23 protein-coding genes are annotated in these 25,063 nt (G+C 61.8%); 4 read left to right on the plus strand and 19 right to left on the minus strand.

Going from position 1 to position 25,063, the window contains the following annotated elements; translation table 11 throughout:
* The 5 genes from UP10_RS35555 to UP10_RS35575 form a co-directional block, all read right to left on the minus strand.
* Entirely contained in the window at positions 1-702 is a 702-nt protein-coding gene (locus UP10_RS35555; protein ID WP_044591837.1) for a glutathione S-transferase family protein, read from the minus strand.
* Between the two features lie 162 nt (positions 703-864).
* Complete coding sequence (locus UP10_RS35560; protein ID WP_044591838.1) at positions 865-1,662, minus strand: enoyl-CoA hydratase/isomerase family protein; 798 nt, start codon at positions 1,660-1,662, stop codon at positions 865-867.
* A gap of 31 nt (positions 1,663-1,693) precedes the next feature.
* The gene (locus tag UP10_RS35565) at positions 1,694-2,890 is read right to left on the minus strand and encodes a pyridoxal-phosphate-dependent aminotransferase family protein (protein ID WP_044591839.1); all 1,197 of its coding nucleotides are present in this window, start codon (positions 2,888-2,890) and stop codon (positions 1,694-1,696) included.
* Between the two features lie 154 nt (positions 2,891-3,044).
* Positions 3,045-4,328, minus strand: coding sequence for an MFS transporter (locus tag UP10_RS35570; protein WP_044591840.1), 1,284 nt, complete (start codon positions 4,326-4,328; stop codon positions 3,045-3,047).
* 117 nt (positions 4,329-4,445) lie between these two features.
* Positions 4,446-5,648, minus strand: a complete 1,203-nt coding sequence (locus tag UP10_RS35575; RefSeq protein WP_044591882.1) for a pyridoxal-phosphate-dependent aminotransferase family protein — start codon at positions 5,646-5,648, stop codon at positions 4,446-4,448.
* 132 nt (positions 5,649-5,780) lie between these two features.
* Here UP10_RS35575 and UP10_RS35580 point away from each other — a divergent pair, with 132 nt between their 5' ends.
* From UP10_RS35580 to UP10_RS35590, 3 genes are all read left to right on the plus strand, one after another.
* On the plus strand, positions 5,781-6,512 hold the full coding sequence (locus UP10_RS35580) for a GntR family transcriptional regulator (RefSeq protein ID WP_044591841.1): 732 nt from the start codon (positions 5,781-5,783) through the stop codon (positions 6,510-6,512).
* 109 nt (positions 6,513-6,621) lie between these two features.
* Positions 6,622-9,588: an FAD-binding and (Fe-S)-binding domain-containing protein gene (locus UP10_RS35585; protein WP_044591842.1), complete on the plus strand. Its 2,967-nt coding sequence runs from the start codon at positions 6,622-6,624 to the stop codon at positions 9,586-9,588.
* Positions 9,589-9,591: 3 nt separating this feature from the next.
* Positions 9,592-10,020 (plus strand): GlcG/HbpS family heme-binding protein, encoded by a 429-nt coding sequence (locus UP10_RS35590; protein ID WP_044591843.1) that lies wholly within the window; start codon positions 9,592-9,594, stop codon positions 10,018-10,020.
* Between the two features lie 70 nt (positions 10,021-10,090).
* On the opposite strand, the gene UP10_RS35595 is transcribed toward UP10_RS35590, so the two are convergent.
* From UP10_RS35595 to UP10_RS43550, 3 genes are all read right to left on the minus strand, one after another.
* A complete protein-coding gene (locus UP10_RS35595) occupies positions 10,091-10,840 on the minus strand; it encodes an invasion associated locus B family protein (RefSeq protein ID WP_156180588.1) in 750 nt (249 codons plus the stop codon).
* Positions 10,840-11,517: an outer membrane protein gene (locus tag UP10_RS35600; protein ID WP_082077429.1), complete on the minus strand. Its 678-nt coding sequence runs from the start codon at positions 11,515-11,517 to the stop codon at positions 10,840-10,842. Before UP10_RS35600 ends, UP10_RS35595 begins: the two co-directional genes overlap by 1 nt.
* Positions 11,518-11,585: 68 nt before the next feature.
* A complete protein-coding gene (locus tag UP10_RS43550) occupies positions 11,586-12,806 on the minus strand; it encodes a YadA-like family protein (RefSeq protein WP_197086981.1) in 1,221 nt (406 codons plus the stop codon).
* 1,636 nt (positions 12,807-14,442) lie between these two features.
* On the opposite strand from UP10_RS43550, the gene UP10_RS35610 reads away from it, so the two are divergent.
* On the plus strand, positions 14,443-15,387 hold the full coding sequence (locus UP10_RS35610; RefSeq protein ID WP_044591847.1) for a LysR family transcriptional regulator: 945 nt from the start codon (positions 14,443-14,445) through the stop codon (positions 15,385-15,387).
* A 46-nt stretch (positions 15,388-15,433) separates the two neighbouring features.
* Here UP10_RS35610 and UP10_RS35615 read toward each other — a convergent pair whose 3' ends face one another.
* The 11 genes from UP10_RS35615 to trbB all read right to left on the minus strand — a co-directional run bounded on the left by UP10_RS35615 (position 15,434) and on the right by trbB (position 24,936).
* Positions 15,434-15,685, minus strand: a complete 252-nt coding sequence (locus tag UP10_RS35615) for a DUF2274 domain-containing protein (protein ID WP_044591848.1) — start codon at positions 15,683-15,685, stop codon at positions 15,434-15,436.
* Positions 15,686-15,693: 8 nt separating this feature from the next.
* A complete protein-coding gene (locus tag UP10_RS35620) occupies positions 15,694-16,917 on the minus strand; it encodes a TraB/TrbI/VirB10 family type IV secretion system protein (RefSeq protein WP_044591849.1) in 1,224 nt (407 codons plus the stop codon).
* On the minus strand, positions 16,914-17,849 hold the full coding sequence (gene trbG / locus UP10_RS35625; RefSeq protein WP_044591883.1) for a P-type conjugative transfer protein TrbG: 936 nt from the start codon (positions 17,847-17,849) through the stop codon (positions 16,914-16,916). The genes UP10_RS35620 and trbG overlap by 4 nt, the downstream gene beginning before the upstream one ends.
* 65 nt (positions 17,850-17,914) lie before the next feature.
* The gene (gene trbF / locus UP10_RS35630; protein WP_044591850.1) at positions 17,915-18,598 is read right to left on the minus strand and encodes a conjugal transfer protein TrbF; all 684 of its coding nucleotides are present in this window, start codon (positions 18,596-18,598) and stop codon (positions 17,915-17,917) included.
* Entirely contained in the window at positions 18,598-19,833 is a 1,236-nt protein-coding gene (gene trbL, locus UP10_RS35635) for a P-type conjugative transfer protein TrbL (RefSeq protein ID WP_044591851.1), read from the minus strand. The genes trbF and trbL overlap by 1 nt, the downstream gene beginning before the upstream one ends.
* Positions 19,834-19,837: 4 nt before the next feature.
* Positions 19,838-20,194, minus strand: coding sequence for a putative entry exclusion protein TrbK-alt (gene trbK-alt, locus UP10_RS46815; protein WP_082077431.1), 357 nt, complete (start codon positions 20,192-20,194; stop codon positions 19,838-19,840).
* A complete protein-coding gene (gene trbJ, locus UP10_RS35645; RefSeq protein WP_044591853.1) occupies positions 20,191-20,928 on the minus strand; it encodes a P-type conjugative transfer protein TrbJ in 738 nt (245 codons plus the stop codon). The genes trbK-alt and trbJ overlap by 4 nt, the downstream gene beginning before the upstream one ends.
* Positions 20,929-23,370, minus strand: coding sequence for a conjugal transfer protein TrbE (gene trbE / locus UP10_RS35650; RefSeq protein WP_044591854.1), 2,442 nt, complete (start codon positions 23,368-23,370; stop codon positions 20,929-20,931). It lies immediately after the preceding gene.
* Positions 23,371-23,378: 8 nt separating this feature from the next.
* On the minus strand, positions 23,379-23,642 hold the full coding sequence (locus UP10_RS35655) for a VirB3 family type IV secretion system protein (RefSeq protein ID WP_044591855.1): 264 nt from the start codon (positions 23,640-23,642) through the stop codon (positions 23,379-23,381).
* Entirely contained in the window at positions 23,642-23,971 is a 330-nt protein-coding gene (locus tag UP10_RS35660) for a TrbC/VirB2 family type IV secretion system protein (RefSeq protein ID WP_156180590.1), read from the minus strand. Before UP10_RS35660 ends, UP10_RS35655 begins: the two co-directional genes overlap by 1 nt.
* Complete coding sequence (gene trbB, locus UP10_RS35665; protein WP_044591856.1) at positions 23,968-24,936, minus strand: P-type conjugative transfer ATPase TrbB; 969 nt, start codon at positions 24,934-24,936, stop codon at positions 23,968-23,970. Before trbB ends, UP10_RS35660 begins: the two co-directional genes overlap by 4 nt.
* Between the last annotated feature and the right edge of the window lie 127 nt (positions 24,937-25,063).

Consider the following 25,063-nt stretch of genomic DNA (forward strand, 5'->3'; position numbering starts at 1 on the left):
CTACGGTGACGGTGCACTGACTGCGGCGTGGATGGTACGGCAGTGTTGTGCCAGCCCCTCGTGCGAGACTACGAATCTCTTCAACGGCGTCTCGATGTCGTAGAAGTAGATGTTGGCGACGAAGCCATACATGCCGGCGTCGATCGTCGTCGGTCTGTCGCCGTGCACATAGCCTTGCCTCGGGATCAAGTTCGCGAGTGCGGTGAGATCGGCGAGCCCGCGGGCCATCGCGGCGCCGGCCTCGAAGCGGCCAATGCCTTGGTAATAATAGCGCTGAGCGTTGAACTCCTTGGCTTTCATCAACCCGTCATCGGTGAGGCTGGGATGCTCGCGCTTGAGCGCATCGCGGAACTGGGGCCAGTAGCGCTCGTCCTTCCAGCGCGAATAGGACATCACCCAGTAGAGATCGTCGAGCGTACGTGTGACGAGGAGATTGGTCGTGCGCTGCGCCGGCGTCAGCGCCAAATCCAGCTTCACTCCGTATTTTTCGGTGACATAGGCGAGGATGGTCTCACTATCGCCGACGCTGTCGTGGCCGTCGACGATATAGGGCAACTGTTGGCGCGGCGCCATTGACGCATCAAAGATGTGTTCGTGCCGAAACGGCACGCCGGCGAGCTTCAGAAAAGCGAATACCTTCAGACCGTAGCCATTATTGTCGGCGACGCCGAACAACGGCGGATAGGAATAGAGCGTAAGCATGGTGGCCCGTCACGTTCGAGATGGCGACAGGCTACTTCAAAAGTGGTCAGTCGGAAACGCCGACGTCTACGGTTTTGTGGGTCCACGGCCTGGCCCGATGCTACCCATGTCATTCCAAGGCGTGCAAAGCGCGCGCCTGGAATCGATTGGACCCAGCGGCCGCTACTTGCCCTTGAAGCTCGGCGCCCGCTTGTTGAGGAACGCGTCCATGCCCTCGCGAAAATCCTCGCTCATATAGGCGCGCAGGATCAGGTCCTCGCCCTCGTCACGCGACAGCGTGCGGCGGATGCGGCGCACCGCTTCCTTGGTCACTTCGAGCGTGATCGGTGCATGGCTGGCGACGAGCTTTGCGGTCTCTTCGGCGCGGCGTTGCAAGGTCGCGACGTCGGGCACGATTTCGTTGAGCAGCCCGAGCGCCAGTGCTTCCGGGGCCTCGACCAGGCGCGCCTTGAAGATCAAATCCTTGGTGCGCGCCGGACCGATCAGCGACACCAGACGCGAGATGTTGGACATCGAGAGGCAATTGCCGAGCGTGCGCGCGATCGGAAAGCCGATCCGGGTCGCCTCGGTGCCGATGCGGATGTCGCAGCAGGCCGCGATGCCCGCACCGCCGCCGGTGCAGGCGCCGGCAATCGCCGCAATGACGGGCACGCGGCATTGCTCGAGCGTACCGAGCACGCGGTCGATCCGCGCCTCATAGTCGAGCGCATCCTGCGCGGTCTTGAAGGCGCGGAACTGCGAGATGTCGGTGCCCGAGGCAAATGCCTTGTCGCCGGCGCCGGTCAGGATCAGCGCCTTGATCGCATGATCCTGGTTGATGGCCTCGCAGATCGACGCCATCTGCTCGTACATCGCGAAGGTCAGCGCGTTGCGCGCTTGCGGCCGGTTGAATGTGATCCGCGCGATCCCGTCCTCGACGGAGTAGGTCAGGTCTTCGGTTGGAGTGACGGGCGCGTTCATGTCTCGCTCTTTCTGTTTGGAGGATTCAATGTCAGGCAACGGCGGCCTGCTTCTGCACGGCCTCTCGTCCCTTCAGGACGTCCATCGCCGCCAGCACGCCGCCGGCGCGATGCGGCACCTTGGCCAGATCGAGGCCCATCTCGACGCCCGACAGCGTACCCATCAGCATCAGATCGTTGAAGTGCCCGATATGTCCGATCCGGAACACCTTGCCCTTGACCTTGTTGAGGCCGGTGCCGAGCGACATGTCGAAATTATCAAGCACGACCTTGCGGAAATGGTCGGCGTCATGCCCTTCGGGCACCCGCACCGCGGTCAACGCCGGTGAATGTGCGCCCTGCTCCTGGCACTGCGTCTCGAGGCCCCAATTCTTGATGGCTGCGCGCGTCGCCTCGCTGTGGCGCTTGTGACGGGCGAAGACGTTGTCGAGGCCTTCTTCCTCAAGCATCTTCACGGCCTCTCTCAGGCCGAACAGCAGGTTGGTCGCCGGCGTATAGGGCCAGGTCCCGGCCTTGTTGATGTTGATGACCTCCTGCCAGTCCCAATAGGAGCGCATCGCCGGATTGGCCCTGGCCGCGGCGAGCGCCTTCTCCGAGACGGCGTTGAAGCCGAGGCCCGGCGGCAGCATCAGTCCCTTCTGCGAGCCGGCGATGGAGACGTCGATGCCCCAGGCGTCGTGCTCGTATTCCAGCGAGCCGAGGCCGGAGATGGTGTCGACCATCAGCAGCGCCGGATGCTTGAGATCATCCATGATCTTGCGCACGTCGCGCGGATAGGTGACGCATGCCGTTGAGGTCTCGTTATGGACCATGCAGACCGCCTTGATCTTGTGCGCCTTGTCGGCGGACAGCCGCGCCTGGATCTGTTCGAGATCGGCGCCATGCCGCCAGTCGCCCGGAATGAAGTCGACGTCGAGCTTGAATTTGTCGGCAATGCCGTGCCACAGCACCGCGAACTGCCCGGTCTCGCACATCAGGACCTTGTCGCCCGGCTGCAAGGTGTTGACGATCGCGGCCTCCCAGGCACCGGTCCCGGACGAGGGATAGATGATGACCGGCTGCTTGGTGCGGAACACGCGCTGCATCGCGGCAAGAACCGCAAAGCCGATCTCGGCAAACTCCGCACCGCGATGATCCATGGTCGGCATATCCATCGCCCGCAGCACCCGATCCGGCACGTTGGTCGGTCCCGGAATCTGCAAAAAATGCCTTCCAGAGTGCACGGTCATAGGCGTCCTTCCCGGTCTTGCAGTGGGCTTGTTGAGCCGCTCGCATATCACTATTCGCTGGGTTTGTCCCCCGCCGGACGGGAGGCCGTCATGCATATCCAAAGACCCTATCCCAAGCCCCTCTTGGCCCCTCCGCCGGCGCGCGCCGGCGGCTTTATTGAGCGGCCACCACCTTTCCCGAGGAGGCCAGCTCCTCGGCCTCATCGAACGGCCGCTCGGGATGCATCAGCAGCGCGGAGAAGCCGCCGAGCAGCAACAGCCCCATCGACATCAGGAACGGCAGGTACCAATTCCCGGTGGCGTCGATAACGAAGCCGGCGACCAGCGGCGAGACGATGGCCGCGAACGCCGACCCGGTGTTCATGATCCCCGACGCGATGCCGGAATGTTTCGACGCGATGTCCATTGGGATCGACCACATCGGGCCGATCACGAGTTCTGCACAGAAGAAGCCGGCCGACAGGCAGATTGCAACGACCGTGATGTCGTGAAAAAACAGGATCGGCAGCAACGACAGCAGCGCGCCGGCAAATCCCACGATCGTGACACTGAGCCGCGCCAGGCGCACATTGCCGGTCCGCACGAGGATGCGATCGGAGATGACGCCCCCGAGGCTGTCGCCGATGACGCCGGCGAAAAATACGCCCGATGCGAACAGCGCCGAATTCTTGATGTCGAGACTGTAGTTGTTCTTGAAGAACAGCGGCAGCCAGTTGAGGTAGAGCCACAGGCACCAGCCGTAGCAGAAGTACGTCAGCGTCACCGGCCACATCCGTTGCAGCAGCGGCCCCCACGGCACCGTCGGCCTCTCGCCTTGCGGACGCGCCGGCAGCACCGCGAGTTCGGCCGCGGTGATGGAGGGATGGTCTTTCGGCTCGTTGCGGAAGTACCAGAGCCAGGCGATGCCCCACAGCAGACTGATGAAACCAAGCACCACGAATGCGCCGCGCCAGGTCAACCAGAGGATCAGCAGCGCGACGACTGGCGGGGTAATGGCGTTGCCGAGCCGCGCGAACGAATGGGTGAGCCCTTGTGCGAAGCCGCGGCGGCTCGCAGGCGTCCAATACTGCATCGCGCGTGTCGCGGTCGGGAAGGTCGCGCCCTCGCCGAACCCCAGCGCAAAACGCGCGACAAACAGCGCGGCGAGACCATGAACGAAGCCGGTCATGATGGTCGCCGCCGCCCAGATCATCCCGCACCAGAACAAGGTCTTGCGCGGACCGAAACGATCGCCGACCCAGCCGCCGATCACCTGGAACAGCAAATAGGGATAGGCGAAGGCCGAGAACACCAGACCAAGCTGGGTATTGTTGAGACCGAGCTCCTTCTGGATATCGCCTGCCGCGGTGCCGATGTTCACCCGGTCGACATAGGTGATGAAATACATCACGCAGAGCAGCGCCAGCACGACGTGCGTCGCCTTGAACCGAAGCCTCATGGTGTCCCTTCCCGAATTCGCGATGTTCTGAATTATGTGCGTTCGCGATACCGTAACGCCTTATCGTTTGAGCATGATCTTTTCGGAAAACCGCTTCACACTTTTCCGGATCATGCTTTAGGTGCTGACCACTTTCAGAGGCGGCGACGAATTGCTCTGCGTCCGCTGCTCGAGCGACTTCATCGCGGCATCGACACCGCCCGAGCGGTGCGGGACGCCGGCGGCCGACAAGCCCATCTCCACGCCGGTCAGCGCACCGAGCAGCGTCAGCTCGTTGCATTCGCCGAGATGCCCGATGCGGAAGACCTTGCCGGCGACCTTTGACAGGCCCGAGCCGAGCGACATGTTGTAATTGTCGAGCACAACCTTGCGGAACTGATCGGCGTCATGCCCGGGCGGCATCAGCACCGCGGTCAGCACCGGCGAGAACTCGGACGGCTCCTGGCAGAGCACCTCGAGGCCCCATTGAGTGACGGCGGCGCGCGTGGCCGCGGCCAGCCGCTGATGGCGGGCGAACACGTTGTCGAGCCCCTCCTCCAGCAGCATCGCAATGGCTTCGCGCAGGCCATAGAGCAGGTTCGTCGCCGGCGTATACGGGAAGAAGCCCTTCTCGTTGGGCTTCAACATCTCCTCCCAATCGAAGTAGGAGCGCGGCATCCGGTTGGCTTTCGACGCGGCGCGGGCTTTCTCCGAGATCGCGTTGAAGCCGAGGCCGGGCGGCAGCATAAAGCCCTTCTGCGAGCAGCTGACGCTGACATCGACCTTCCATTCGTCGTGCCGATAGTCGACCGAGCCGAGCGAGGAGATGGTGTCGACCATCATCAGCGCCGGATGCGAGGCGCGGTCGATCGCCGCGCGGATGTCTGCGATGCGGCTGGTCGCGCCGGTGGAGGTCTCGTTGTGCACGACCATCACCGCCTTGATGGTGTGCGCAGTGTCTTCCGCGAGCCTGGCTTCGATCTGGGCGGGATCGGCACCGCGGCGCCAATCACCTGCAACGAAGTCGACCTCGATGCCGAAGCGCCCGGCCATCTGACGCCACAGGGTGGCAAAATGGCCGGTCTCGACCATCAGGACCTTGTCGCCCGGCGACAGCGTGTTGACGATCGCGGCTTCCCAGGCGCCGGTCCCCGATGACGGGAAGATCACCACCGGACCTGCGGTCTGAAAGATCTTCTGGCTGCCCTCGAGCACGGCACGCCCGAGTTCGGCGAACTCGGCGCTCCGGTGATCGATGACCTGCGTGTCCATGGCGCGAAGAACGCGGTCGGGGACCGGACTCGGTCCTGGAATCTGCAGGAAATGGCGTCCTTGATGCATGAAAACCTCCCATCGGCGCATTTTGGCGAGCTGACGAAGATATTTTGCATTCATTTTTTGTCTTTTCAATAGATATTTATAATTCGATTGTGGACGTCGACGCGATCAGGCTGCTAAATTACCGTGGTGAATATGAAATCCACGATTCCCGAAGCCGGAACTCCAATCGCCGAGCCGGCCGCCGGCAGTGACCGCCAGGAGGCCTCCCTGCACGGGGAGATCCTGTTGCGGCTTCGCGACTATGTTGTCGAAGGCAACATTCCAGAGGGGGCGCGTGTTCCCGAGCGGCAGCTCTGCGAGATGCTCGGCATTTCGAGGACGCCGCTACGGGAAGCACTCAAGGTGCTGGCCGCCGAGGGGCTGATCGAACTGCTGCCCAATCGCGGCGCGCGGGTGCGCCAACTCAGCGAGCGCGACCTCGAAGAGCTGTTCGATGTGATGGCCGGGCTTGAGGGCCTGGCTGGGCGACTGGCCTGCGAGGCCATCACCGACGAGGAAATCAGCGCGATCGAGCAGCTGCATTACGAGATGTATGGCCATTATCTGCATCGCGACATGCACGGCTATTTTCAAGTCAATCAACGAATCCACGAGAGCATCGTCGCGGCCGCGCGCAACGAGACGCTAAAGACCGCCTACGGCAACTTCGCCGGGCGCATTCGGGGCGTCCGCTACTCCGCCAATTTCGCCCGCAAGCGGCAGCGCTGGGCCGAGGCGATGCGCGAACACGAAGCCATCCTCGACGCCCTGCGCCGACGCGCCGGCAGCGAATTGAGCGACATCCTGTTCCAGCATCTGCGCAACAAGCGGGCGGCCGCCATCGAGCACCTGAGCGAAGCCGGAGCCGAACCGGCCTCGACGTGAGGGTGATCTAGCTTGCCGATTTTGAATTCATAATGTAACTAGCCACGCAAAAGAATGTACAATCCTGGAGAGCGCTAGAATAGCCCTCTCGGATCACCGCGGATTTGGGATGAAGAACGCCTCATCGCTCGAACAGCGCCTGCGGTCACACCTGACCGGCGACGTCTTTTTCGATGCCTTCAACCGTGGGCGCTACGCGACCGACGCCTCGTTCTACCAGATCATGCCTGAAGGCGTGGTGGTCCCCCGGACGATGGACGAGGCGCTGCAGGCGCTCGCGATCGTGCGCGACGATGGACGAATTGTTACCCCTCGCGGCGGCGGCACCTCGCAGTGCGGACAGACCGTCAACGACGGCATCGTCGTCGATCTCTCCAAGCATCTGAACCGGATCATCTCGCTCGATGTGGCGAACCGCTCCTGCATCGTCGAGCCCGGCATCGTGCTCGACGATCTCAACCGCCAGCTCAGGAAGCACGGGCTGTGGTTTCCGGTCGACGTTTCCACCGCCTCGCGGGCCACCATCGGTGGCATGGCCGGCAACAATTCCTGCGGCGGCCGCTCCCTGCGCTACGGCACCATGCGCGACAACACGCTGTCGATGGACGCGGCGCTCGCAGACGGCACGCTGCTGCATTTCGGCGAGGTGCCGCGTGACCTTGCACAGGTGAATTCACCCGAAGGCGGCCTGAAGCTGTTCCGCGACATGCTCGATCTCGGCAAACGCGAGGCCGCCGAAATCTCCGACAAATTCCCGAAAGTGCAGCGCCGGGTCGGCGGCTATAATCTCGACGCGCTGGTGCCGCGCAATGCGCCGAACAATCTGGCGCATCTGCTGGTCGGCTCGGAGGGCACGCTGGCTTTCACGACGCAGGTCGAGCTCAAGCTGTGGCCGGTGATCCGCAACAAGGCGCTTGGCGTCTGTCATTTCGGCAGCTTCTATGAGGCGATGGACGCGGCACAGCATCTGGTCAAGCTGCGGCCGATCGCGGTGGAGCTGGTCGATCGCACCATGATCGCGCTCGGCCGCGAGATCGCGATGTTCCAACCGATCATTTCCGCGGCCGTGCGCGGCGATCCGGACGCGATCCTGGTGGTCGAGTTCGCGGAGGAGGATCAGGCCGACAATCTCGCCCGCCTCAAGCAACTCGGCGAGTTGATGGCCGATCTCGGCTTCGGCTGGGACCAGCCGCAGCGCAAATGGGGCGGCGTGGTGGAGATCGTCGAGCCCGCGCTGCAGACCGGCATCGCCGATTTCCGGGCCGCCGGGCTCAACGTCATGATGTCGATGAAGCAGGAGGGCAAGCCGGTCTCCTTTGTCGAGGATTGCGCAGTGCCGCTGCCGCATCTCGCCGACTATACCGAGCGGCTCGACGCCATCTTCGCCAAGCATGGCACCCGCGGCACGATGTACGCGCACGCCTCGGAAGGCTGCCTGCACGTGCGCCCGGTGCTCAACCTCAAGCTCGAAAAGGACGTCAAGGCAATGCGCGCCATTGCCGAGGAGACGTTCGAGATGGTGCGCGAGTACAAGGGCTCGCACTCCGGGGAGCACGGCGACGGCCTGATGCGCTCCGAGTTTCACGAGGCGATGTTCGGCGCGCGGATCGTTGCCGATTTCCGCGAGGTCAAGGCGCACTTCGATCCCGGCAACACGCTCAACCCGGGCAAGATCGTCGATCCGCCCAAGATGGACGACCGCTCGCTGTTTCGCTTCTCGCCCGACTATCGCGTCGGCGAGTTGAAGACGGTGCTCGACTGGTCGGCCTATCCCGGCGGCGGTGGCGGCTTCCAGGGCGCGGTCGAGATGTGCAACAACAACGGCGCCTGCCGCAAGCTTGAAGGCGGCGTGATGTGCCCGTCCTATCGCGCGACCCGCAACGAGAAGGACGTCACCCGCGGCCGCGCCAACACATTGAGGCTCGCGATTTCCGGTCAGCTCGGCCCGGATGCGCTGGCCTCCGACGAGATGATGGAGACGCTCAAGCTCTGCGTGTCCTGCAAGGCCTGCCGCCACGAATGCCCGACCGGCGTCGACATGGCCAAGATGAAGATCGAAGTTCTGGCAGCGCGCGCGACAAGACATGGCCTGTCGCTGCGCGACCGGTTGGTGGGTTATCTGCCCCGCTATCTGGATCTGGCGTCTCGCTTTGCGCCAATCGCGAATTGGCGCAACAACAGCCCGCTGTTGCGTTCGCTATTCGAGACATTTGTTGGCATCAGCGCCAAGCGCACGCTGCCGGCGTTTCGTCGCGACACGTTCCGATCCGACGCCGCGGTGTTTGGTCCTCCTGACGATCGCGAAGTTGTGCTGTTTGCCGATACATTCAATCGCGGCTACGAGCGTGAGAATCTCGATGCAGCGCTCGAGGTGCTGATCGCCGGCGGATATCGGGTGCACTTGCCGCGTCCTTCGGATAGCACGCGCCCTCTGTGCTGCGGGCGAACGTTCCTGTCGGCGGGCCTCGTTGACCAGGCACGCGCCGAGCTTGACCGACTGGTTGCGACCTACGCGCCGTTCGCCGCGCGTGGCGTGCCGATCGTCGGACTTGAACCGAGCTGCCTTCTGACGCTCCGGGACGAACTGTTGTCATTGCGGTCGGATCCGAACGCAAAACAGGTCAGTGCGCAGGCGCTGTTGTTCGAGGAGTTTCTGGTGCGTGAGGCCGAGGCCGGCCGCCTCAGCCTGCCGCTCGGGGCGGTCGCCGCAAAGGCCATGGTCCACGGTCATTGTCATCAGAAATCGTTCGGCGCCTTCAGGCCGGTCGAGAAGGTGCTGCGTCTCGTGCCCGACCTCGACGTCGAAACTGTCGAATCGAGCTGCTGCGGCATGGCCGGCGCTTTCGGCTATGGCGCCGAGACCTATCAGGCCTCGATCGACATGGCCGAGCTATCGCTGCTGCCGGCTATCAGGCGCGCCGATCCGGCGACGCTGATTGTCGCCGACGGGACCTCCTGCCGGCACCAGATCAAGGACGGGTGCGGCCGCACCCCGCTTCACGTCGCACGCGTATTGGCGATGAGCCTTAATTGTGCGAAATCCGGTTCCAACAATCTGTCGCCCGCAAAGGAATAACCCATGGCCGAACTCACCCTCGACATTGCCCGCAAGATCCTCGATGCCGCGCTGGCCAAGGGGATCGAGAAGAAACTCAAACCGCTTGTGATCACGATCCTTGACGCCCGCGGCGCCGTGAAAGTCACAGCTGCGCAGGACGGCACCAGCCTGATGCGGGGTGAAATTGCGCATGGCAAGGCCTATGGCGCACTGGCGCTGGGCATGGGATCACGAGCGCTGTTTCAGCGCGCGCAGGAGCAGGCCTATTTCATCGACTCCGTGAATACGCTGGCGCAGGGACGCTTGGTGCCGGTCCCCGGAGGCGTGTTGATCCTCGACGGAACCACCCTGCTCGGCGCGGTCGGCGTCAGCGGCGACACGTCGGACAATGACGAGATCTGCGCCCTTGCCGGCATCGCAGCCGCCGGCCTGAAGGCCAATGCTGGATAACGGAGCCCGTCCAAATTCCGATCATTTGGTAGGCTGCCGATCGGCGAGACGTCGTCCGAGGTCTCTTCTGTCATCGCATGGTCTCCCAGGGCGATCCAGCTGCCTTCGCGGGGTTCGCATTCGCCCGCTTCGGTGCGGCATTTCGTGCGGCGACCCGTGGCGTCGCCTGTCGTTGAGCGGCTTCGGGACGAGGCATCAGATCCGACAGCGCCTGGCCCATACCGCGGAGGCCCACGGTGAGCCTGACCGGCTGGGCGCCCCGCCTGAATGAAATCGTGGCGCTCGGTTCACGCGCCAGCAGCCCAACGGTCGGGCCGTCGACCGGGAACGTCGCGACGCAGACGAGCTTGTCGCAAGTGAGCGGTTTCGCTACGCGCGCCAGGCCGCCGAACTCGACCGTCGCGCCGTCATCGCTATTGCTGCCTGGCGGCAGAATAACGAGTGCCATCGATCGTCCGTCCTTCGTCATTGCAATCCGCCAGCTCAGCATGGTGCCGGCCTCGCGGGCGACAGTCTCGAGGTAGCAAAGGCGGCGCCCGCCCTGCACGGTGTCGCAGATCTGTGTCCAGTCCAGGAACGGCCGAATGGTGCGGGTATAGTCGCCGGGCGCAACCTGCGCGCCCGGCTGGAACACACTTGCCCATTCGAATCCGAGCGAACCGATTTGCGACGGTTCGCGGGCCGCCTGCGTTGTCACCGACTGGCTTGGAGGTAATGCTACCCCAGCCGGCTGCGCAGGCGGCCTCGCGTCGCCGCCCATCGCACCCGGGCATAAGACGATCGCCAGCGTAATGACGGGAAGGAAGGCAAGAGCGCGCATCACGGCCGCCAAGCGATACCGAACAGCGCGGTCTGGTCGCGCATGCTGCGCACGGGTGCGCCCAATCCAGCGTTCAGTTCGCCATAGCGGTACTCAGCGCGTAGCGTGACCTTGCTGGCAATGAAGGCCTCAGCGCCTCCGCCAGCGTACCAGCCCAACGCTGTACGGTTTGCGGACCAGGCGGGGCCTACCTTCGGTTCGCCATAGCTCATGCGCAGGGGTGCGAGCGATACGCCGCCTTCGCCGTAGAACAAGACCTTTGAGGTCGCCAGCCACCCCGCCCGAACGCCGAGATCGCCGCCCCACTCATTCCGGGCTAGTCCAGTCGCTCCAACGGACGCCAGGTCCGGCGTGACGCCGGCGCGCGCTCCGCTGTATGAGAGGTCGGCGTACGGGCCGGCCACGAACGACTTGCCGAACTGGCGATCGTAGCCAGCGAAGATGCGACCGCCCGGCCAGGCGCGCCCCTGATCGGTGTAGACACTGCTACCCAGCCAGTCGGCGCCGGTACCCGCGCCAACATAGAAGCCCGTCCATCGCGCGATCACGTCGTCGATCGGCACATAAACGGCGGTCGATTTCCTGGAGGCCGGCGATGGTATGTCCGCGGCCATGGCTGGGGTAAGTAGTCCGATCGCGAGACCGACGGCCGCGACGCCAAAAGCAATTCGCTTCATTCGAGTAACTCCGCAGTTGTGTGAAGAAGGTTCGCAGGCGCGTCGGCTCTCGACGCACCTTTCGTCCGTCAGTCGAAGATGTACGACGCGCCAGCGTTCCAGCTCGTCGCGCTCGTGTTCGGAGCGAATGAGCCACCAGCGTGAACCTGCAGCACAGGCGTGAGGCGATAGTCGTAGCCAACCGCGAATGCGGTTGCTCCGCTGAAGCCGCCGACGGCCATGGAGAGCGCGCCTTGCTTCGTCTTGAGATCGACGCGGTTAAGACCGGCCAGTGCCGCGCTCGTTGCGCCCGCATCGCGTGCCAAGGCCATCGCCTGCCCAACCCGCTGGTCCGTATAGGCCCGGCTGTTCTGATTCAGCGAAGCCAAACCATCGTTCAACTGCTGGACGTTCACGGCGTCGGTCGGCGCAGCGCCGGCCGCAACATTGTGAATCGCCACCGGCCCAGATGAGCCACCTTGAAGCGTAATCGAGTTTTGTCTCGCGCCGTTGGCCACGTCGTATTGGATCGAGTCTGCGGTACCGGCAGTCAGCGCGTCCCCGACGCTGCCATAGGTCTTTCCGCCGACCACATAGGCTGGCCGAGAGACTGTGCCATCCGGATTGACGGTCGATCCACCGCCGAGCGCATTTGCCACCGAACTTACAGATGCGAAGAGCTGAGAGCCGTTGAGAGCATCCACGGAGCGCGCGTTCACCGCGCCAGGCGCGACACCGGTCAGAACACGGTTGCGTGCGGTCCCGCCGACGCTTACGGGCGCGCCGCCGGTCTGGGCGCCGACGGTAATCATACCGTTCGGTCCGCCGATTTGCCGCACAAGCCCGATCGTCCCGTTGGCGATCGAGTTCGTTAGATTGCTGATATCCTGGTTGGTTGCGTAGAGCTGCGAACCATTCACCGCATCCGTTGACGTGCTCGACGGGGCAGCAACCATAAGGTTGTGTAGTCTGACCGGCGCGCCGGCCGTTCCGCCGACCAGAGTCGCATCCTGCGATGCTGCCCTCCCTGGGGTCGTCGGTGCACCCGCACTTGAGTACTGCACGGGACCAGTTGCTCCGAGCTGGCTGATCTGGCTCTCGACGCCGACGATGGCGTCGGTCACTGTCGAATAGGGCGTGCCGTTCACCAGCGCCGAGAAACCGCTGACCTGCTGGGTCGTCGGATCGTATGTTGTCGTTCCGCCCAGCGTGGATGCGACAGACTTCCCGACTTTGTCTGCGTTTGCCGATGATCCGCCGGAAACAGCGTTCCGGCTTAGGGTGCTGATCGCGGATTGAACTGAATCCAAGGTCGGAAAGTATGTCCCGACGCATCCGCCTCCTCCCGAGCCAGTAACGCTGTCCAAAGTCGGCGTCAGACCGGGCGCACCTTGCAAAGGCGCTACATTGTCTAGTTTTCGGTAATCGTGCCCACCGCTAGCCGGACCGACACAACCGAACACCCCCACCACCGGCGGGACTGCTGTCTGTGCGTTCGATGGACCCGCTAGCGCAACCACCACCGTGCCGGCTGCAAAGGCGCCAAATCCTCGTCTCATTTCCACGAATCTCCATGCGTAATTTCTGGATGAATCAGCGCTAGACTCGTGGCGTTGACCGTCTCTTGCGTCAGGCCGCACGAGCGCTTGCGCTTTTTGCCGGTGCGAGGGCCGCCCTGGCCGGCGGCCCTCGCACCTTGTCGTCGTTAGTTATCCTTCCGATCACCTCCCCTTTCTCTGTTCCGCACTGGCCGACCCACGAGGACTCGTGTCGCGCCAGTCTCTGTCGGCGGAGTCGGTGCAACAGCAAAGCGTGCGGAGTTCACCACTCGACCAGAGGGCCGAAGCGCCGAAGCTCGCGCTCTAAGATGTGGAAGCGCCTGCCAGGGCGACCTTCGCCACCGAGTTGATGTGCAGCCAGCCGAACAATGTGTTTCACCGTCAGGCGCCGAGAGACGTTCACCGGTGTACGTCAAACCATCAGGCGATCGGTCGATCGGTCGACAACTCCCCGGATTGAGCATCACCTCGACGCTCGAGACCCCCTTGAGATGGTCGCTAATTGGAGGACCAAGCGTGCCGCGCCGCAAGCGTGCGTCCCGCGAGATCGCCTCTGGGTCGACAGAATGAAGCGCCACCATTATCTCCAGCGACAAGGGCACGAATGGCCCTCCGATAGAGTGACTAGAGAAAGCAGCGTTTGGCTGATCGCAATGAAGGACTGATATTGATCGTAGATTGGCGTCGAAAGAGAAACGGTCGGCGAAGCACCGATTCGATTTGGGCAACGCCGCTCTAGGCCTGAAGGTCGCCAGCTGCGTCGGGAAACAGCTCTGCTCTTTCACAAAAATCCGTCCCAACATGCCATGAACACCGCGACGCGACGCAGCCTTCGCTGGGCAGCTGTTTGAACCATATTTTGGTCCGAAACCGTCACCGCGGGACAAAGACGAATTGGGAAAAGGCCAGCGCGACAACGATCTCGAGGGCTCGTTCAATTCACCTTGTCAGAGCTGCGATAAAGTTGGCGGGTGAGCACGGCCTCACGGCTGCTCGATTCCTCTGGCAACATCGGCGCCGACGCTTTGCGAACGTGACATGTCTGCACCTGAACTCAGCGTTGATCGACGAGCCGTCACGAGGCTTCGTGGATGTTGCACTGATGATGGTGCTCAACCGTCTCGAGTTGGAGCATGATGGGCTGGCTCCGGCGCCACCAACAGCATGCCCGTTCACGGCCAAATGGCTACACCAGGTGATGAATGGCCCCCGGAATGTGTTCAGGGCATTCAAACATTCCCGGCGTCGACCGGACTAGTTCCCGCTATTTAACTGGCTGTCCACTCTGCCGCACCTCACATTTGGGAGGGGCGTCAATGAGCATTTCATCGGATACTCTTGGCGAGCTCCGATTCCAGATTTCGGTGGCGAGGAGAGCGACACGACCATGAACCGTAACGCTGCCAAGAAATATGCTCGCCATCAACGGTCGGACGAGGTCATTGAGTTACGTCATCTCCGGTTTGCTGCTGCAGCCGCAACTCATGCAAGCTTTCGTAAGGCAGCGGATGCTTTGCTTCTCCGCCAATCGACATTGAGCCGCGGCATTCATCAGCTGGAGCACGCAGCAAAAATAACTATATTTGAACGAACGAGTGCAGGAGTACGTGCAACTCTGGCGGGTCGACACTTGCTACGGATGGCCCGTTCGATCCTTGAGCAAATGGATACCCTCATCACAACGGCGCACCGAGCTGGCAGTGGCGAGGCAGGATACCTGTCGATTGGCTTCTATTCATCACTTTCAGCGGGCAATCTGCGTGCGACCATTGCTGAATTTGCTAAGCGATTTCCTGAAGTCAAGTTTTGCATGGTTGAACGATCGCAAGCATATTTGGCCAACGCACTCAGAAATGGAACGCTGGATGTTGCCATCATCACGCACGGGTCGCCATCGCTCGACACGATATCGCTGCCACTTTGGGACGAACGCGTCATGGTCGCGCTGGCTGAAACCCATCCACTCGCTCAGAGACAAGCCATTTACTGGACCGACCTGCGAAACGAAACTGTTCTCTTGAGCCAGTGTGATATGGGACGCGAGTTCCAGGACCTTCTTACAACCAAACTAGCGTCGCCTGCTGAACGCCCAAATATCACGGTTCAGTCCGTTGGCCTCCCAATCGTCAAAAGCCTCGTGAGCCTTGGCTTTGGCATTAGCCTCGTCGCCGAATGTGAGGCGGGAATCACTTTTTCGGGTTTGACCTATCGCGAAATCCGCGACGGAACGGGTCCAAGCACGATCGCCTACTCGGCGCAATGGAGCACGGAGAACGACAATCCTGCTTTGCTCAGCTTTCTCAGCCTGCTCCGCGAACGCTATCAGGTGTAGTTGCCATCGAACCGGACGACGAGCGCGGAACAAGAATTGCAAACGTCTAGGCGATCTCTCGGCGATGCGGAGTTGCCCTCTCCCGCTGACGCCGTGATCTCGCAAATGCGCGGTCCGTGGACATGAAGCGCGCCAGCATCGGCGCAATCAGCTTCGTTGGATCAGTGATCACTTGTCCGCTCTCATGGGCGAGGATATCAGCATACGTAAGAAGATCGCGATGTATTGCCGCAGGCAGCTCTAGTGATAGCTTGACCGGCTTGTCGTCAGCAAGCAGCCCAATTTTGAGTTTCGGCATCTTTACTTCTACCCTCTGTAACGCTCAAGGACGAGGTCGCGATTGACGATCACACGAACCGGAAACCCGGGCCGGATTGTAAGGGTCGGCTGGATGTTCAGACTCCGTCGAACAACCTGCTGGCCGACCTGATTCAAGGAGTCACTGGCCCCACGCCGAAGTGCCTGGATAATGCTGCCGCTGCTGTTGCTGCTATCTGAACCAGATCCAAGTTCAGTACCAACGCTGAGGAGCGTCGAAAGGGCTGCCGCCTTGAACACGTCGCCCCAGTGATTGTCCACATCGTCGTTCAAGCCGGCATAGCCAGCAGAGTCGGAACCTGGCTGACGTTCGAGCACGATTGACCGCCCATTCGGCAACAGCAGGCGCGTCCAAACCAATAGGACACGGGATTGGCCAAACGCGATCTGGCTGTCATAGACACCGATGAGACGCGCACCCTGCGGGACCAGAAGAAGTCCGCCAGTAGGCGTATCATGGACATTTTCGGTCACCTGGGCCGTGATCTGCCCAGGGAGATCGGACCGGATTCCCGTGATGAGCGCCGCAGGGATTACCGTTCCAGCCTGCACGACGTAGGGCGAAGCGGGTTTTGAGACCCGATCCGGGCTCGTGGTGCGGCGATCGACGGTCGCATTGACGAATGCAAGCTTTCGATCCTGTCCGTTCTGCGCAAACCCATCATCAGTGGCCTGCGTGTTTGGCGAAGCAGTCCGATCGCCAGTCGCAGACGTGGTCGAGTTTGAGGCCGTCTCGTGCGCATTGGTTGTCGCGAACACGCGACTGACCCGCGCAGCTTCGGCTTCCTGGTCTCGACGCTGCTGTTCCTGATCGATTCCAACCGGTGATGCGACCGAGGCCTCCCCTTTGGCGGCGAGGATCGGCCGCCCAAGATCTCCAGGAAGTGGCGGTCCGAGTGCCGGCACCTGGCGCGGGACACCTGCATAATCTTGCGGTAACGTCGCGAGACCGTCAGCAACGCGATGGCGATCCGTGCTGTAGAGTTCCCCCCGCGCGGGATCATTTGAGCGCCTGTCTTGAAGAGCCCAGATTGTCGCCGCGCTCACGAGAGCAAGCGCTATAGCCGTCGCGCCGGCCAGGACCTTTCGGGATAGCCGCGTGACCCGCGGATACTCTCCCCTTAAACGAATTTCCTGAGCCAGATCTTCCGGGCTGGTCGTGTGGTTGAGCGAATCTCGTTCGCCGTTCTGGCTAGCACCTCGTGAGTTCACGATGCGGGTCTCCCGTCGTTTCGCACAATCCGGACCTTCTGCTGGTGCTCGCCACCCAGGCGCAGCTCGGCGGCAGCGAACAACCGGTCAACAATCAAGACATTGCCGTAAGCGCGGTAGTTGACGATCTCCAGCTCTCCATCCTGGCCCAACACGAAGATTGGCGGCAATTCGCCCTGGACGATCCCTTGCGGGAATTCCACGTAGACCTTGCGTCCGTCGTCGTAAGCCTTGAGCGGTCGCCAGGGCGGATTGTCTCCTTCAATCGCATACCGGAAGCGACGTTGCGCCAAGTCGGGCAGCACCGGAACGGCAGAGATTGACGGCGTTTTTGCCGTTCGATCTTCCGGGTAAAACCAGGCGACCGAGGGCATGTATGGCTTCTCGCGCGACCGCAGCTCCATGAGATACGTACGACGATCAGTGTTGACGACGAGATTGGTTTCGATTGAGGCACGGGTCGGCTTTACCAGGATATGGACGCGACGGGTGTCTCCATTGCCGCTCTCGGTATCGCCAACGACCCACCGAACGGTGTCACCCGCGGCAACGGGGCCCGATCCAGTCAATTGTTCGCCGGTTTCAAGCGCAATGTCGGTAATCTGTCCCGGCGAGGCGTAGACTTGGTACAGTGCGCCTGGACTATAGGTATAGATCTGTGCCGCATTGAAATAGCCGCTCTTGCGCGGTTCAACCCGAGCCGCACTGTTTGCCGTCTCGATCCGGCTGACCGGCTCGACTTCTTCCTTGCCACCAGATTTTCCACCAAGGGTTGGCTTCCATGGGGGTGGAATGTGCAAGGGCCGTTGCCTGTCGTCGGCCGACAACGGCGCCGCGGGGAGCGCTGGGACATCAGCATCGTAACTGATTTCGGGTGGAGTGAATGTCGAACAGCCTGCCAACACCGAAGCGCAGAGCAGCGAGGCCGAGATCGCTCTTCCAAGGCCCGTCGTGCAACGCCACCGTCTAAGAAATGATACGACGAATAATGGAGAGATCACTGTCCAAGCTCCTTTGACCAACTGATGGCATGGACGTAAACACCGAGAGGATTTTTGCGCAGCCGGTCCGCCTCGTGAGGCGTTTCGATCACAACTGTCAGGATCGCCGTCCAACGCTCGGTCGAACCAAGAATGCCGTTGTCGTAGGTGCGCTCAACCCAAGCTACGCGGAAACTCTCGAGCGATGCACGAATCACGCTTGAGACCTCGATTGACACTTGCACTTTGCCCAACCTCGCGAATGGATCATTGGTTCGAGCATATTCGTTGAGAGCCACAGCACCCCGGTCTGTCGTGAAGTCGTATGCTCTGAGCCAGTTCTGACGCAGCACGATCGCATCGCTCGACAAGCCACGCACGTCCTCGATAAATCGGGCCAGATGGAAGGCGATCTGGGGATCGTTTGGTTGGTAGTCGGCAACCGCAGGGCCAACATGCTGGGCTTGCCCCAGTCGGTCTACCTCGACAACCCAGGGCGTGACCGTTCCCTGGCTCGACTGCCAGATCAGCGCGCTGGCGAAGCCGGCGGACAATGCGAGGCAGCCAAAGGACATCAGCCGCCAGTTTTTGGCTTGTACTCGGGCCGAGCCGATGCGCTCATCCCAGACCTGAGCTGCCTTCTGGTAAGGGGTGATTGGTTCGGGGGTTCGGCCGTAGTGTGGGGATGGGCGTTTAAACATTATTGGTCTCCTTCGGAGAGATCGATCGATATGCCACCCCCGCCGTGATCGCCGGAGCGAACAGCGTGGGTGGCGGCCGAGGCACTGTGGCTAATGGTCTGGGCGCGTTTCATCCGGCGGGCCCAGGCGGGTGCGCTATGGCTTTCAGTGGCGCCAGCCACAGTCTGCCCGCCCGCCCGAGCGCTATCGCTGAGAGTTGCTGCAGCTCCACGCAACGGGCTAGCAGCCGCGGAGATCCCATCATCGGCAGCTCCAGCCAATCCACCGCTACGATAGGCAGCAGAAGCCCCACTGATCAGCGCGCTGCCACCACGTGCGCCACCAGCCACCGCTCCCCCGGCAAACCCGACACCGCCGGCGGCAAGGCCCACACCCGCCGCGACAATGCCGCCCGCAGCAAGACCCGTCCCGACCGCTGCACCGGCGCCAAGCTGGGGTCCGCCGGAGACAAGGCCATTCGCAATTCCGGGACCGAAAATGCCGAGCCCCAATAAGGAAAGCGCGGCCAGCGCAAGCGCCATCGCATCGTCGATAGTTGGGGGCCTCCCACCAAAACCAGCCGTGAACTGAGCAAAAAGAGTCGAACCAATTCCCACGATGATAGCGAGAACCAACACTTTGATGCCGGATGCAACAACGTTGCCGAGGACACGCTCCGCGGCGAAGGCTGTCTTGCCAAACAAGCCAAACGGAATCAGGACAAAGCCTGCGAGCGTCGTCAGCTTAAATTCGACCAGGGTAACGAAGAGCTGGATGGCCAATATGAAGAAAGCCAACAGAACGATCATCCAGGTAAACATCAGTAGAATAATCTGGACGAAGTTCTCGAAGAAGCTGATGTAGCCCATCAAGTTCGAGATCGACTCGAGGATCGGCCTGCCCGCGTCGAGACCGACTTGTGCGATACGGCCGGGCCGCAGGAAGTCGGCGACCGACAGACTCGTTCCCGACGCCCTCAGCCCAAGTCCGGAGAAGCTTTCGAAGACGATGCGGGCGAGATTGTTCCAGTTTCCGATCAAGTATGCGAAGACGCCGACGAACAGCGTCTTCTTGACCAAACGGGCGATGATATCCTCGTCCGGCCTCCAACTCCAGAATAGTGCTGCAAGCGTAATGTCAATCACGACGAGGGTCGTCGCAAGGAATCCGACCTCACCTCCCAGGAGACCGAATCCGGAATCGATGTAGCGCGTAAATGTCTCGAGAAATTGGTCGATCACGCAAGTTCCCATGATCGCGTCACTCCTTCTGTGCTACAGGTTGATCTTGCGGGAAACGGCTTTGATTTTTTGGCAGCAGGGGGAGCTCAGTTGGACTACCGGCGGACTCGGCGGGCAGTTTAATCCGCCCGAAGAAACCCTTTCGCTTCTCCGCCCAAACGCGACGACATTCCGCAAGCAGTCCTGCTTGATCCGGCGTGACTGTCCGGCAACGCTCAAGTGTGCCGGCGAACGGATCCGTGGTGGACACGCGAGACATAGCCGGCGTCGCGTCTTCAACGCCGCGAATATGGACTGCGCGGGCCGCTATGGCGAAAACGACACCCACGGCTAGGGCGACCGCTGACGACCGCTTGAGCTGATCTCGTGTCATCATTGGTGGAACATCCGCACGGTCGAGGATTGACACTTTCCGCCCTCGGTCAGAAACCGCCGCAGTTGCTCGCGCCCCTGGTCCTGCGCTGCCGCCCGCTGTGCCGCGTCGAGGCTTTGCGCGCGTCCCTGCGCAGCAACCACCGCGGTCAGATCCGCCAGTTGTTGGGCTTGCAACGACAACAGCTGGTTGCCGGCCTGTGTTGCCTGCAGTGCGCCGGTCGCTCCCTGACTCGACGAAACAAGAGCCGACATCTCAGAACGATTGGTTTCGAGATTGCCGACAACACCGGCTTGCACCCTCATTGCGTCTTGCAGGGCGGCAACGGAGTTCTGCCAGCGAGTCTGCGCGTTTGCGATCAGCTCCCGGCCTGACTGGCTACTCGTCGCTGCTGCATAGGTCGTCGAGAATGCGCGATCGATCTGCTGGACGTCGTAGGCAATGCGCTGGGCCTGAACCAGAAGTTGCTGAGTTCGCGTGATCGAGGATTGAAGCTGCTGAAGGGAAGTATACGGTAGACTGGCGAGGTTCTTGGCCTGGTTGGTTAGCGATTGCGCCTGATTCTGCAGCGAAGTGATCTGATTGTTGATCTGCTGCAGCTCACGTGCTGCTGTCAGAACATTCTGCCCGTAGTTGGCTGGATCGAAGACCGTCAATTGGGCAAAGACAAGTGAGGATGAGATCAAGGTCGTCAGAGCAACGAAGCTTACTGTCACAACGTGACACAGGCGTTTCATTCAAGGCATCTCCAGGTTAGCGAGGGTCGGGATGAGATCGGCGGCCCAATCGACGCCGCGATGCCGGAGCCAGGCAGGAGCAAATCCGTCGTCACCCTGCTCCGCGAGGATGCGCTCGATCGCCGCCTGATCGGCCTTGGACGAGGCCGCTGCAAAGGCCAGCGCGACTTCCCCTAAGCCCAATTCGAACATTCGATTGCCACGCCGCGATTGGCAGTAGTAATCCCGCTTCGGGATGGCCCGGCTCAGAAGCTCGATCTGCCGATCGTTGAGTCCAAACTGGCGATAGATCGCCGTGATCTGCGGTTCAATCGCGCGCTCGTTTGGCAGCAGCAGCCGCGTCGGACAGCTCTCGATGATGGCCGGCGCGATTGGCGAACCAGCGATGTCCGACAACGATTGTGTTGCGAATATCACGGATGCGTTCTTCTTGCGCAGAGTCTTCAGCCATTCGCGCAATTGCGCTGCAAACGCCGCATCATCAAGGGCCAGCCATCCTTCGTCGATGATCAGCAATGTGGGGCGGCCGTCGAGACGGCCCGCGATGCGATGGAAGAGATAAGCCAGTACGGCAGGTGCGGCACCCGTGCCGATTAGTCCTTCGGTTTCGAACGCCAGAACGGACGTCTCGCCGAGATGCTCGTATTCGGCGTCAAGCAGCCGACCGTAGGGTCCGCCGAGACAATAAGGCTGCAAGGCTCGTTTAAGGACTGTCGATTGCAGGAGCGCCGACAACCCGGTCAGCGTACGCTCCTGCCTCGGGGCCGACGCGAGCGAGGAGAGCGCCGACCACAGATGATCTTTGGCCTCGGGCGTGATTTCGATCTTCTCTCTGGCCAAAATCGCGGCAACCCATTCGGTCGCCCAGCCACGCTCTGAGGGATCGTCGATCCCTGCCAAAGGCTGAAGTGCGACCGGCGCCGACGGCTCATCGGAAAGCGCACCACCCAGGTCATGCCAATCGCCGCTCATGGCGATCGCGGCAGCGCGAATTGAGCCCCCGAAATCGAACGCGAAGATCTGGGACATCGGGTAACGCCGAAACTGCAATGCCAGGAGCGCCAACAGAACCGACTTGCCGGCGCCTGTCGGCCCAACCACCAGCGTGTGGCCGACATCGCCGACATGGAGTGAGAACCGAAACGGCGTCGATCCCTCGGTTTTGCCGAACAACAGAGGCGGAGCGCCGAGATGAGCGTCACCGGCCTCCCCGGCCCAGACCGCCGACAGCGGGATCATATGGGCGAGATTGAGGGTTGAGATTGGTGGCTGCCGGACATTCGCATAAGCATGCCCCGGCAGACTGCCGAGCCAGGCTTCCACCGCGTTGACCGTTTCATTCATCGAGGTGAAGTCACGCCCCTGAATCACCTTCTCGACCAAACGCAGCTTCTCGTCAGCGACACGCCGGTCTTCATCCCAGACCGTGACCGTGGCGGTGACATATGCCTCGCCGGCCAGATCTGAACCGAGCTCCTGCAGCGCGGCATCCACGTCCATCGCCTTGTTGTGAGCGTCAGTGTCAAGGAGCGGGGACGCCTCGTTGGTCATCACCTCCTTCAAAAGACTGGCGACCGATTTGCGCTTTGCGAACCACTGGCGCCGAATCCTGGTCAGCAGCCTGGTCGCGTCCGACTTGTCGAGCATAATTGCACGCGTCGACCAGCGGTACGGGAATGCGAGACGATTCAGGTCGTCGAGCAACCCCGGGGTCGTTGCTGTCGGAAATCCGACGATTGTCAGGATCCGCAGATGCGACGAGCCGAGCATCGGCTCAAGGCCACCAATCAGCCGCTGGTCAGCGACCATGGCGTCGAGATACATCGGAACTTCAGGAACACGAACCCGCTGCTGTATAGTCGACACGGTCGAATGCAAATAGGTCAACGTCTCCTGGTCATCGAGCCAGAAGCATTCTGGCATGAAGCCTTCGACAAGTTGCAGCACCCGATCGGTGCGGTCGAGGAAACTGCGGAGAACCTCACGAGCGTCCGCAGTCTCTATGCGCTCACCTTGGCCTTCATAGAGGAAGCGTTCGGCGCGAACGGCGTCTCCTGCCGGTGGCAGGTAGAGGAACGTCAGAAAGTAGATCGACTCGTGGTGCGCACCGGCTTCCTCGAACTGGGCCCTTCGCTCGGCGTCGACAAGCGCCGATGCCACGTCCGGAAATGTGCATTTTGGATAATTCCCGGCGAACTGACGCTGTGCTTCGACGAACACGGCCCAACCGGATCCAAGACGGCGCAGCACGTTGTTGAGACGGCCGGCGACGGCGACGAGTTCAGCCGGAACCGCGCTATCAAGATCAGGACCTCGAAAGCGCGCGGTGCGCTGGAGCGACCCGTCCTTGTTCAGAACGGCCCCCTTTCCAACCAGAGCCGCCCACGGCAAGAAATCAGCAAGGCGGGACGCAGACCGACGATACTCGATGAGACTCATCATTATGACGCTCAGACGCTGAGATGGCTGGGAATGCGCAGATGACGGCGCACGACATCGACGAAAGCGGGATCGCGCTTGGCAGCCCACACCGCAGCTGCATGACCGATCGCCCAAAGCAGGACACCCGCAGCCCACAAACGCAGACCCAGTCCGAGCGCCGCGGCGAGCGTCCCGATGAGGATTGCAACGGCGCGTGGTGCCCCACCCAGCAGAATCGGCTCGGTCAAGGCGCGATGCACGGGAGCGACGAAGCCTTGTACCTGCTCCTCCATCAGATCACCGCCCCGCCGCCGAACGAGAAGAATGACAGAAAGAAGCTCGACGCCGCGAACGCGATCGAAAGACCGAACACGATCTGAATCAACCGGCGAAAGCCACCGGAGGTGTCGCCGAACGCAAGGCTCAGGCCCGTGACGATGATGATGATGACGGCAATGATCTTGGCGACCGGCCCTTCGACGGAGAGTAGGATCTGATTGAGCGGCTTTTCCCACGGCATGTTGGAACCCGCAGCCCAAGCCGGTCCTGCGGCAAATGCGCCGGCACTGATCGCGGCAGCCCGCAGGCTATGCCGCGAATACGGGAGTCTTCGACGGATCATAGTTGGTCTCCTGCTGATGAAAGGACGTAGTCTGCCGTGGGCCCAAGCCCCGTAACGTGAGCGAGTTCGATGAGACGTCGATCCGCTCCGCGGCCGGAAAGGACTGCAACCACGTCGATCGTTTCGGCGATCAGGGCGCGCGGTACGATGATGACCGCTTCCTGGATCAGCTGTTCCAGTCTGCGAAGCGCACCAAGAGCGGTGCCGGCATGGATGGTTCCGACGCCACCGGGATGGCCAGTCCCCCACGCTTTCAGAAGGTCCAAAGCCTCAGCTCCACGCACCTCTCCGACTGGAATCCGGTCCGGACGCAGCCGCAGCGATGACCGAACCAAATCCGAGAGTGAGACCACACCATCTTTGGTGCGTAAGGCTACCAGATTGGGAGCCTTGCATTGCAGCTCGCGCGTATCTTCGATCAGCACCACGCGGTCAGAGGTTTTCGCAACCTCGGCAAGGAGCGCGTTGGTCAGTGTGGTCTTGCCACTGGACGTCCCGCCGGCGACCAGAATGTTCTTCCGAGCGGCAACTGCGCTCCGCAGCGATTCCGCCTGTTTTGACGTCATGATTCCTGTCGCGGCATAATCATCGAGCGTGAAGACAGCGACGGCCGGCTTGCGGATCGCAAATGTCGGCGCAGCTACCACCGGTGGCAGCAGACCCTCGAAACGCTCCCCTGTCTCAGGCAGCTCTGCCGAGACCCGCGGTGCGCCGGCGTGAACCTCCGCGCCAACGTGGTGTGCCACCAGGCGAATTATGCGTTCGCCGTCTGAAGCTGAAAGGCGCTCTCCGGTATCACTCAAGCCGCCAGACAGTCGGTCAATCCACAACCGCCCGTCGGGATTGAGCATCACCTCGACGATGGATGGATCTACCAGATATCGGGCCACGGCGGGCCCCATCGCGCTGCGCAACATGCGCGCGCCACGGGAGACCGCCTCTGATTGAAAGGATTGGCTTGCCATTGTTGCCCCACCATCTGAAGCCGCGGAGACGTCCTCAGGTGCAGGCGATTAGAACGACGAGAGGCGGCATCGGCGCAACAAGGCCGTAATCGCAATCGTAGCGTGGCGTAGGAAGAGAAAGGTATGG

The organism is Bradyrhizobium sp. LTSPM299, assembly GCF_000938235.1.
Taxonomy (GTDB): Bacteria; Pseudomonadota; Alphaproteobacteria; order Rhizobiales; family Xanthobacteraceae; genus Bradyrhizobium.

Excerpts from the sequence above, each read along its gene's own strand:
- UP10_RS35555 (WP_044591837.1), bottom strand. The coding sequence starts at position 702 with ATGCTTACGCTCTATTCCTATCCGCCGTTGTTCGGCGTCGCCGACAAT.
- UP10_RS35560 (WP_044591838.1), bottom strand. The coding sequence starts at position 1,662 with ATGAACGCGCCCGTCACTCCAACCGAAGACCTGACCTACTCCGTCGAG.
- UP10_RS35565 (WP_044591839.1), bottom strand. The coding sequence starts at position 2,890 with ATGACCGTGCACTCTGGAAGGCATTTTTTGCAGATTCCGGGACCGACC.
- UP10_RS35570 (WP_044591840.1), bottom strand. The coding sequence starts at position 4,328 with ATGAGGCTTCGGTTCAAGGCGACGCACGTCGTGCTGGCGCTGCTCTGC.
- UP10_RS35575 (WP_044591882.1), bottom strand. The coding sequence starts at position 5,648 with ATGCATCAAGGACGCCATTTCCTGCAGATTCCAGGACCGAGTCCGGTC.
- UP10_RS35580 (WP_044591841.1), top strand. The coding sequence starts at position 5,781 with ATGAAATCCACGATTCCCGAAGCCGGAACTCCAATCGCCGAGCCGGCC.
- UP10_RS35585 (WP_044591842.1), top strand. The coding sequence starts at position 6,622 with ATGAAGAACGCCTCATCGCTCGAACAGCGCCTGCGGTCACACCTGACC.
- UP10_RS35590 (WP_044591843.1), top strand. The coding sequence starts at position 9,592 with ATGGCCGAACTCACCCTCGACATTGCCCGCAAGATCCTCGATGCCGCG.
- UP10_RS35595 (WP_156180588.1), bottom strand. The coding sequence starts at position 10,840 with ATGCGCGCTCTTGCCTTCCTTCCCGTCATTACGCTGGCGATCGTCTTA.
- UP10_RS35600 (WP_082077429.1), bottom strand. The coding sequence starts at position 11,517 with ATGAAGCGAATTGCTTTTGGCGTCGCGGCCGTCGGTCTCGCGATCGGA.
- UP10_RS35610 (WP_044591847.1), top strand. The coding sequence starts at position 14,443 with ATGAACCGTAACGCTGCCAAGAAATATGCTCGCCATCAACGGTCGGAC.
- UP10_RS35615 (WP_044591848.1), bottom strand. The coding sequence starts at position 15,685 with ATGCCGAAACTCAAAATTGGGCTGCTTGCTGACGACAAGCCGGTCAAG.
- trbF (WP_044591850.1), bottom strand. The coding sequence starts at position 18,598 with ATGTTTAAACGCCCATCCCCACACTACGGCCGAACCCCCGAACCAATC.
- trbK-alt (WP_082077431.1), bottom strand. The coding sequence starts at position 20,194 with ATGATGACACGAGATCAGCTCAAGCGGTCGTCAGCGGTCGCCCTAGCC.
- trbJ (WP_044591853.1), bottom strand. The coding sequence starts at position 20,928 with ATGAAACGCCTGTGTCACGTTGTGACAGTAAGCTTCGTTGCTCTGACG.
- trbE (WP_044591854.1), bottom strand. The coding sequence starts at position 23,370 with ATGATGAGTCTCATCGAGTATCGTCGGTCTGCGTCCCGCCTTGCTGAT.
- UP10_RS35655 (WP_044591855.1), bottom strand. The coding sequence starts at position 23,642 with ATGGAGGAGCAGGTACAAGGCTTCGTCGCTCCCGTGCATCGCGCCTTG.
- UP10_RS35660 (WP_156180590.1), bottom strand. The coding sequence starts at position 23,971 with ATGATCCGTCGAAGACTCCCGTATTCGCGGCATAGCCTGCGGGCTGCC.
- trbB (WP_044591856.1), bottom strand. The coding sequence starts at position 24,936 with ATGGCAAGCCAATCCTTTCAATCAGAGGCGGTCTCCCGTGGCGCGCGC.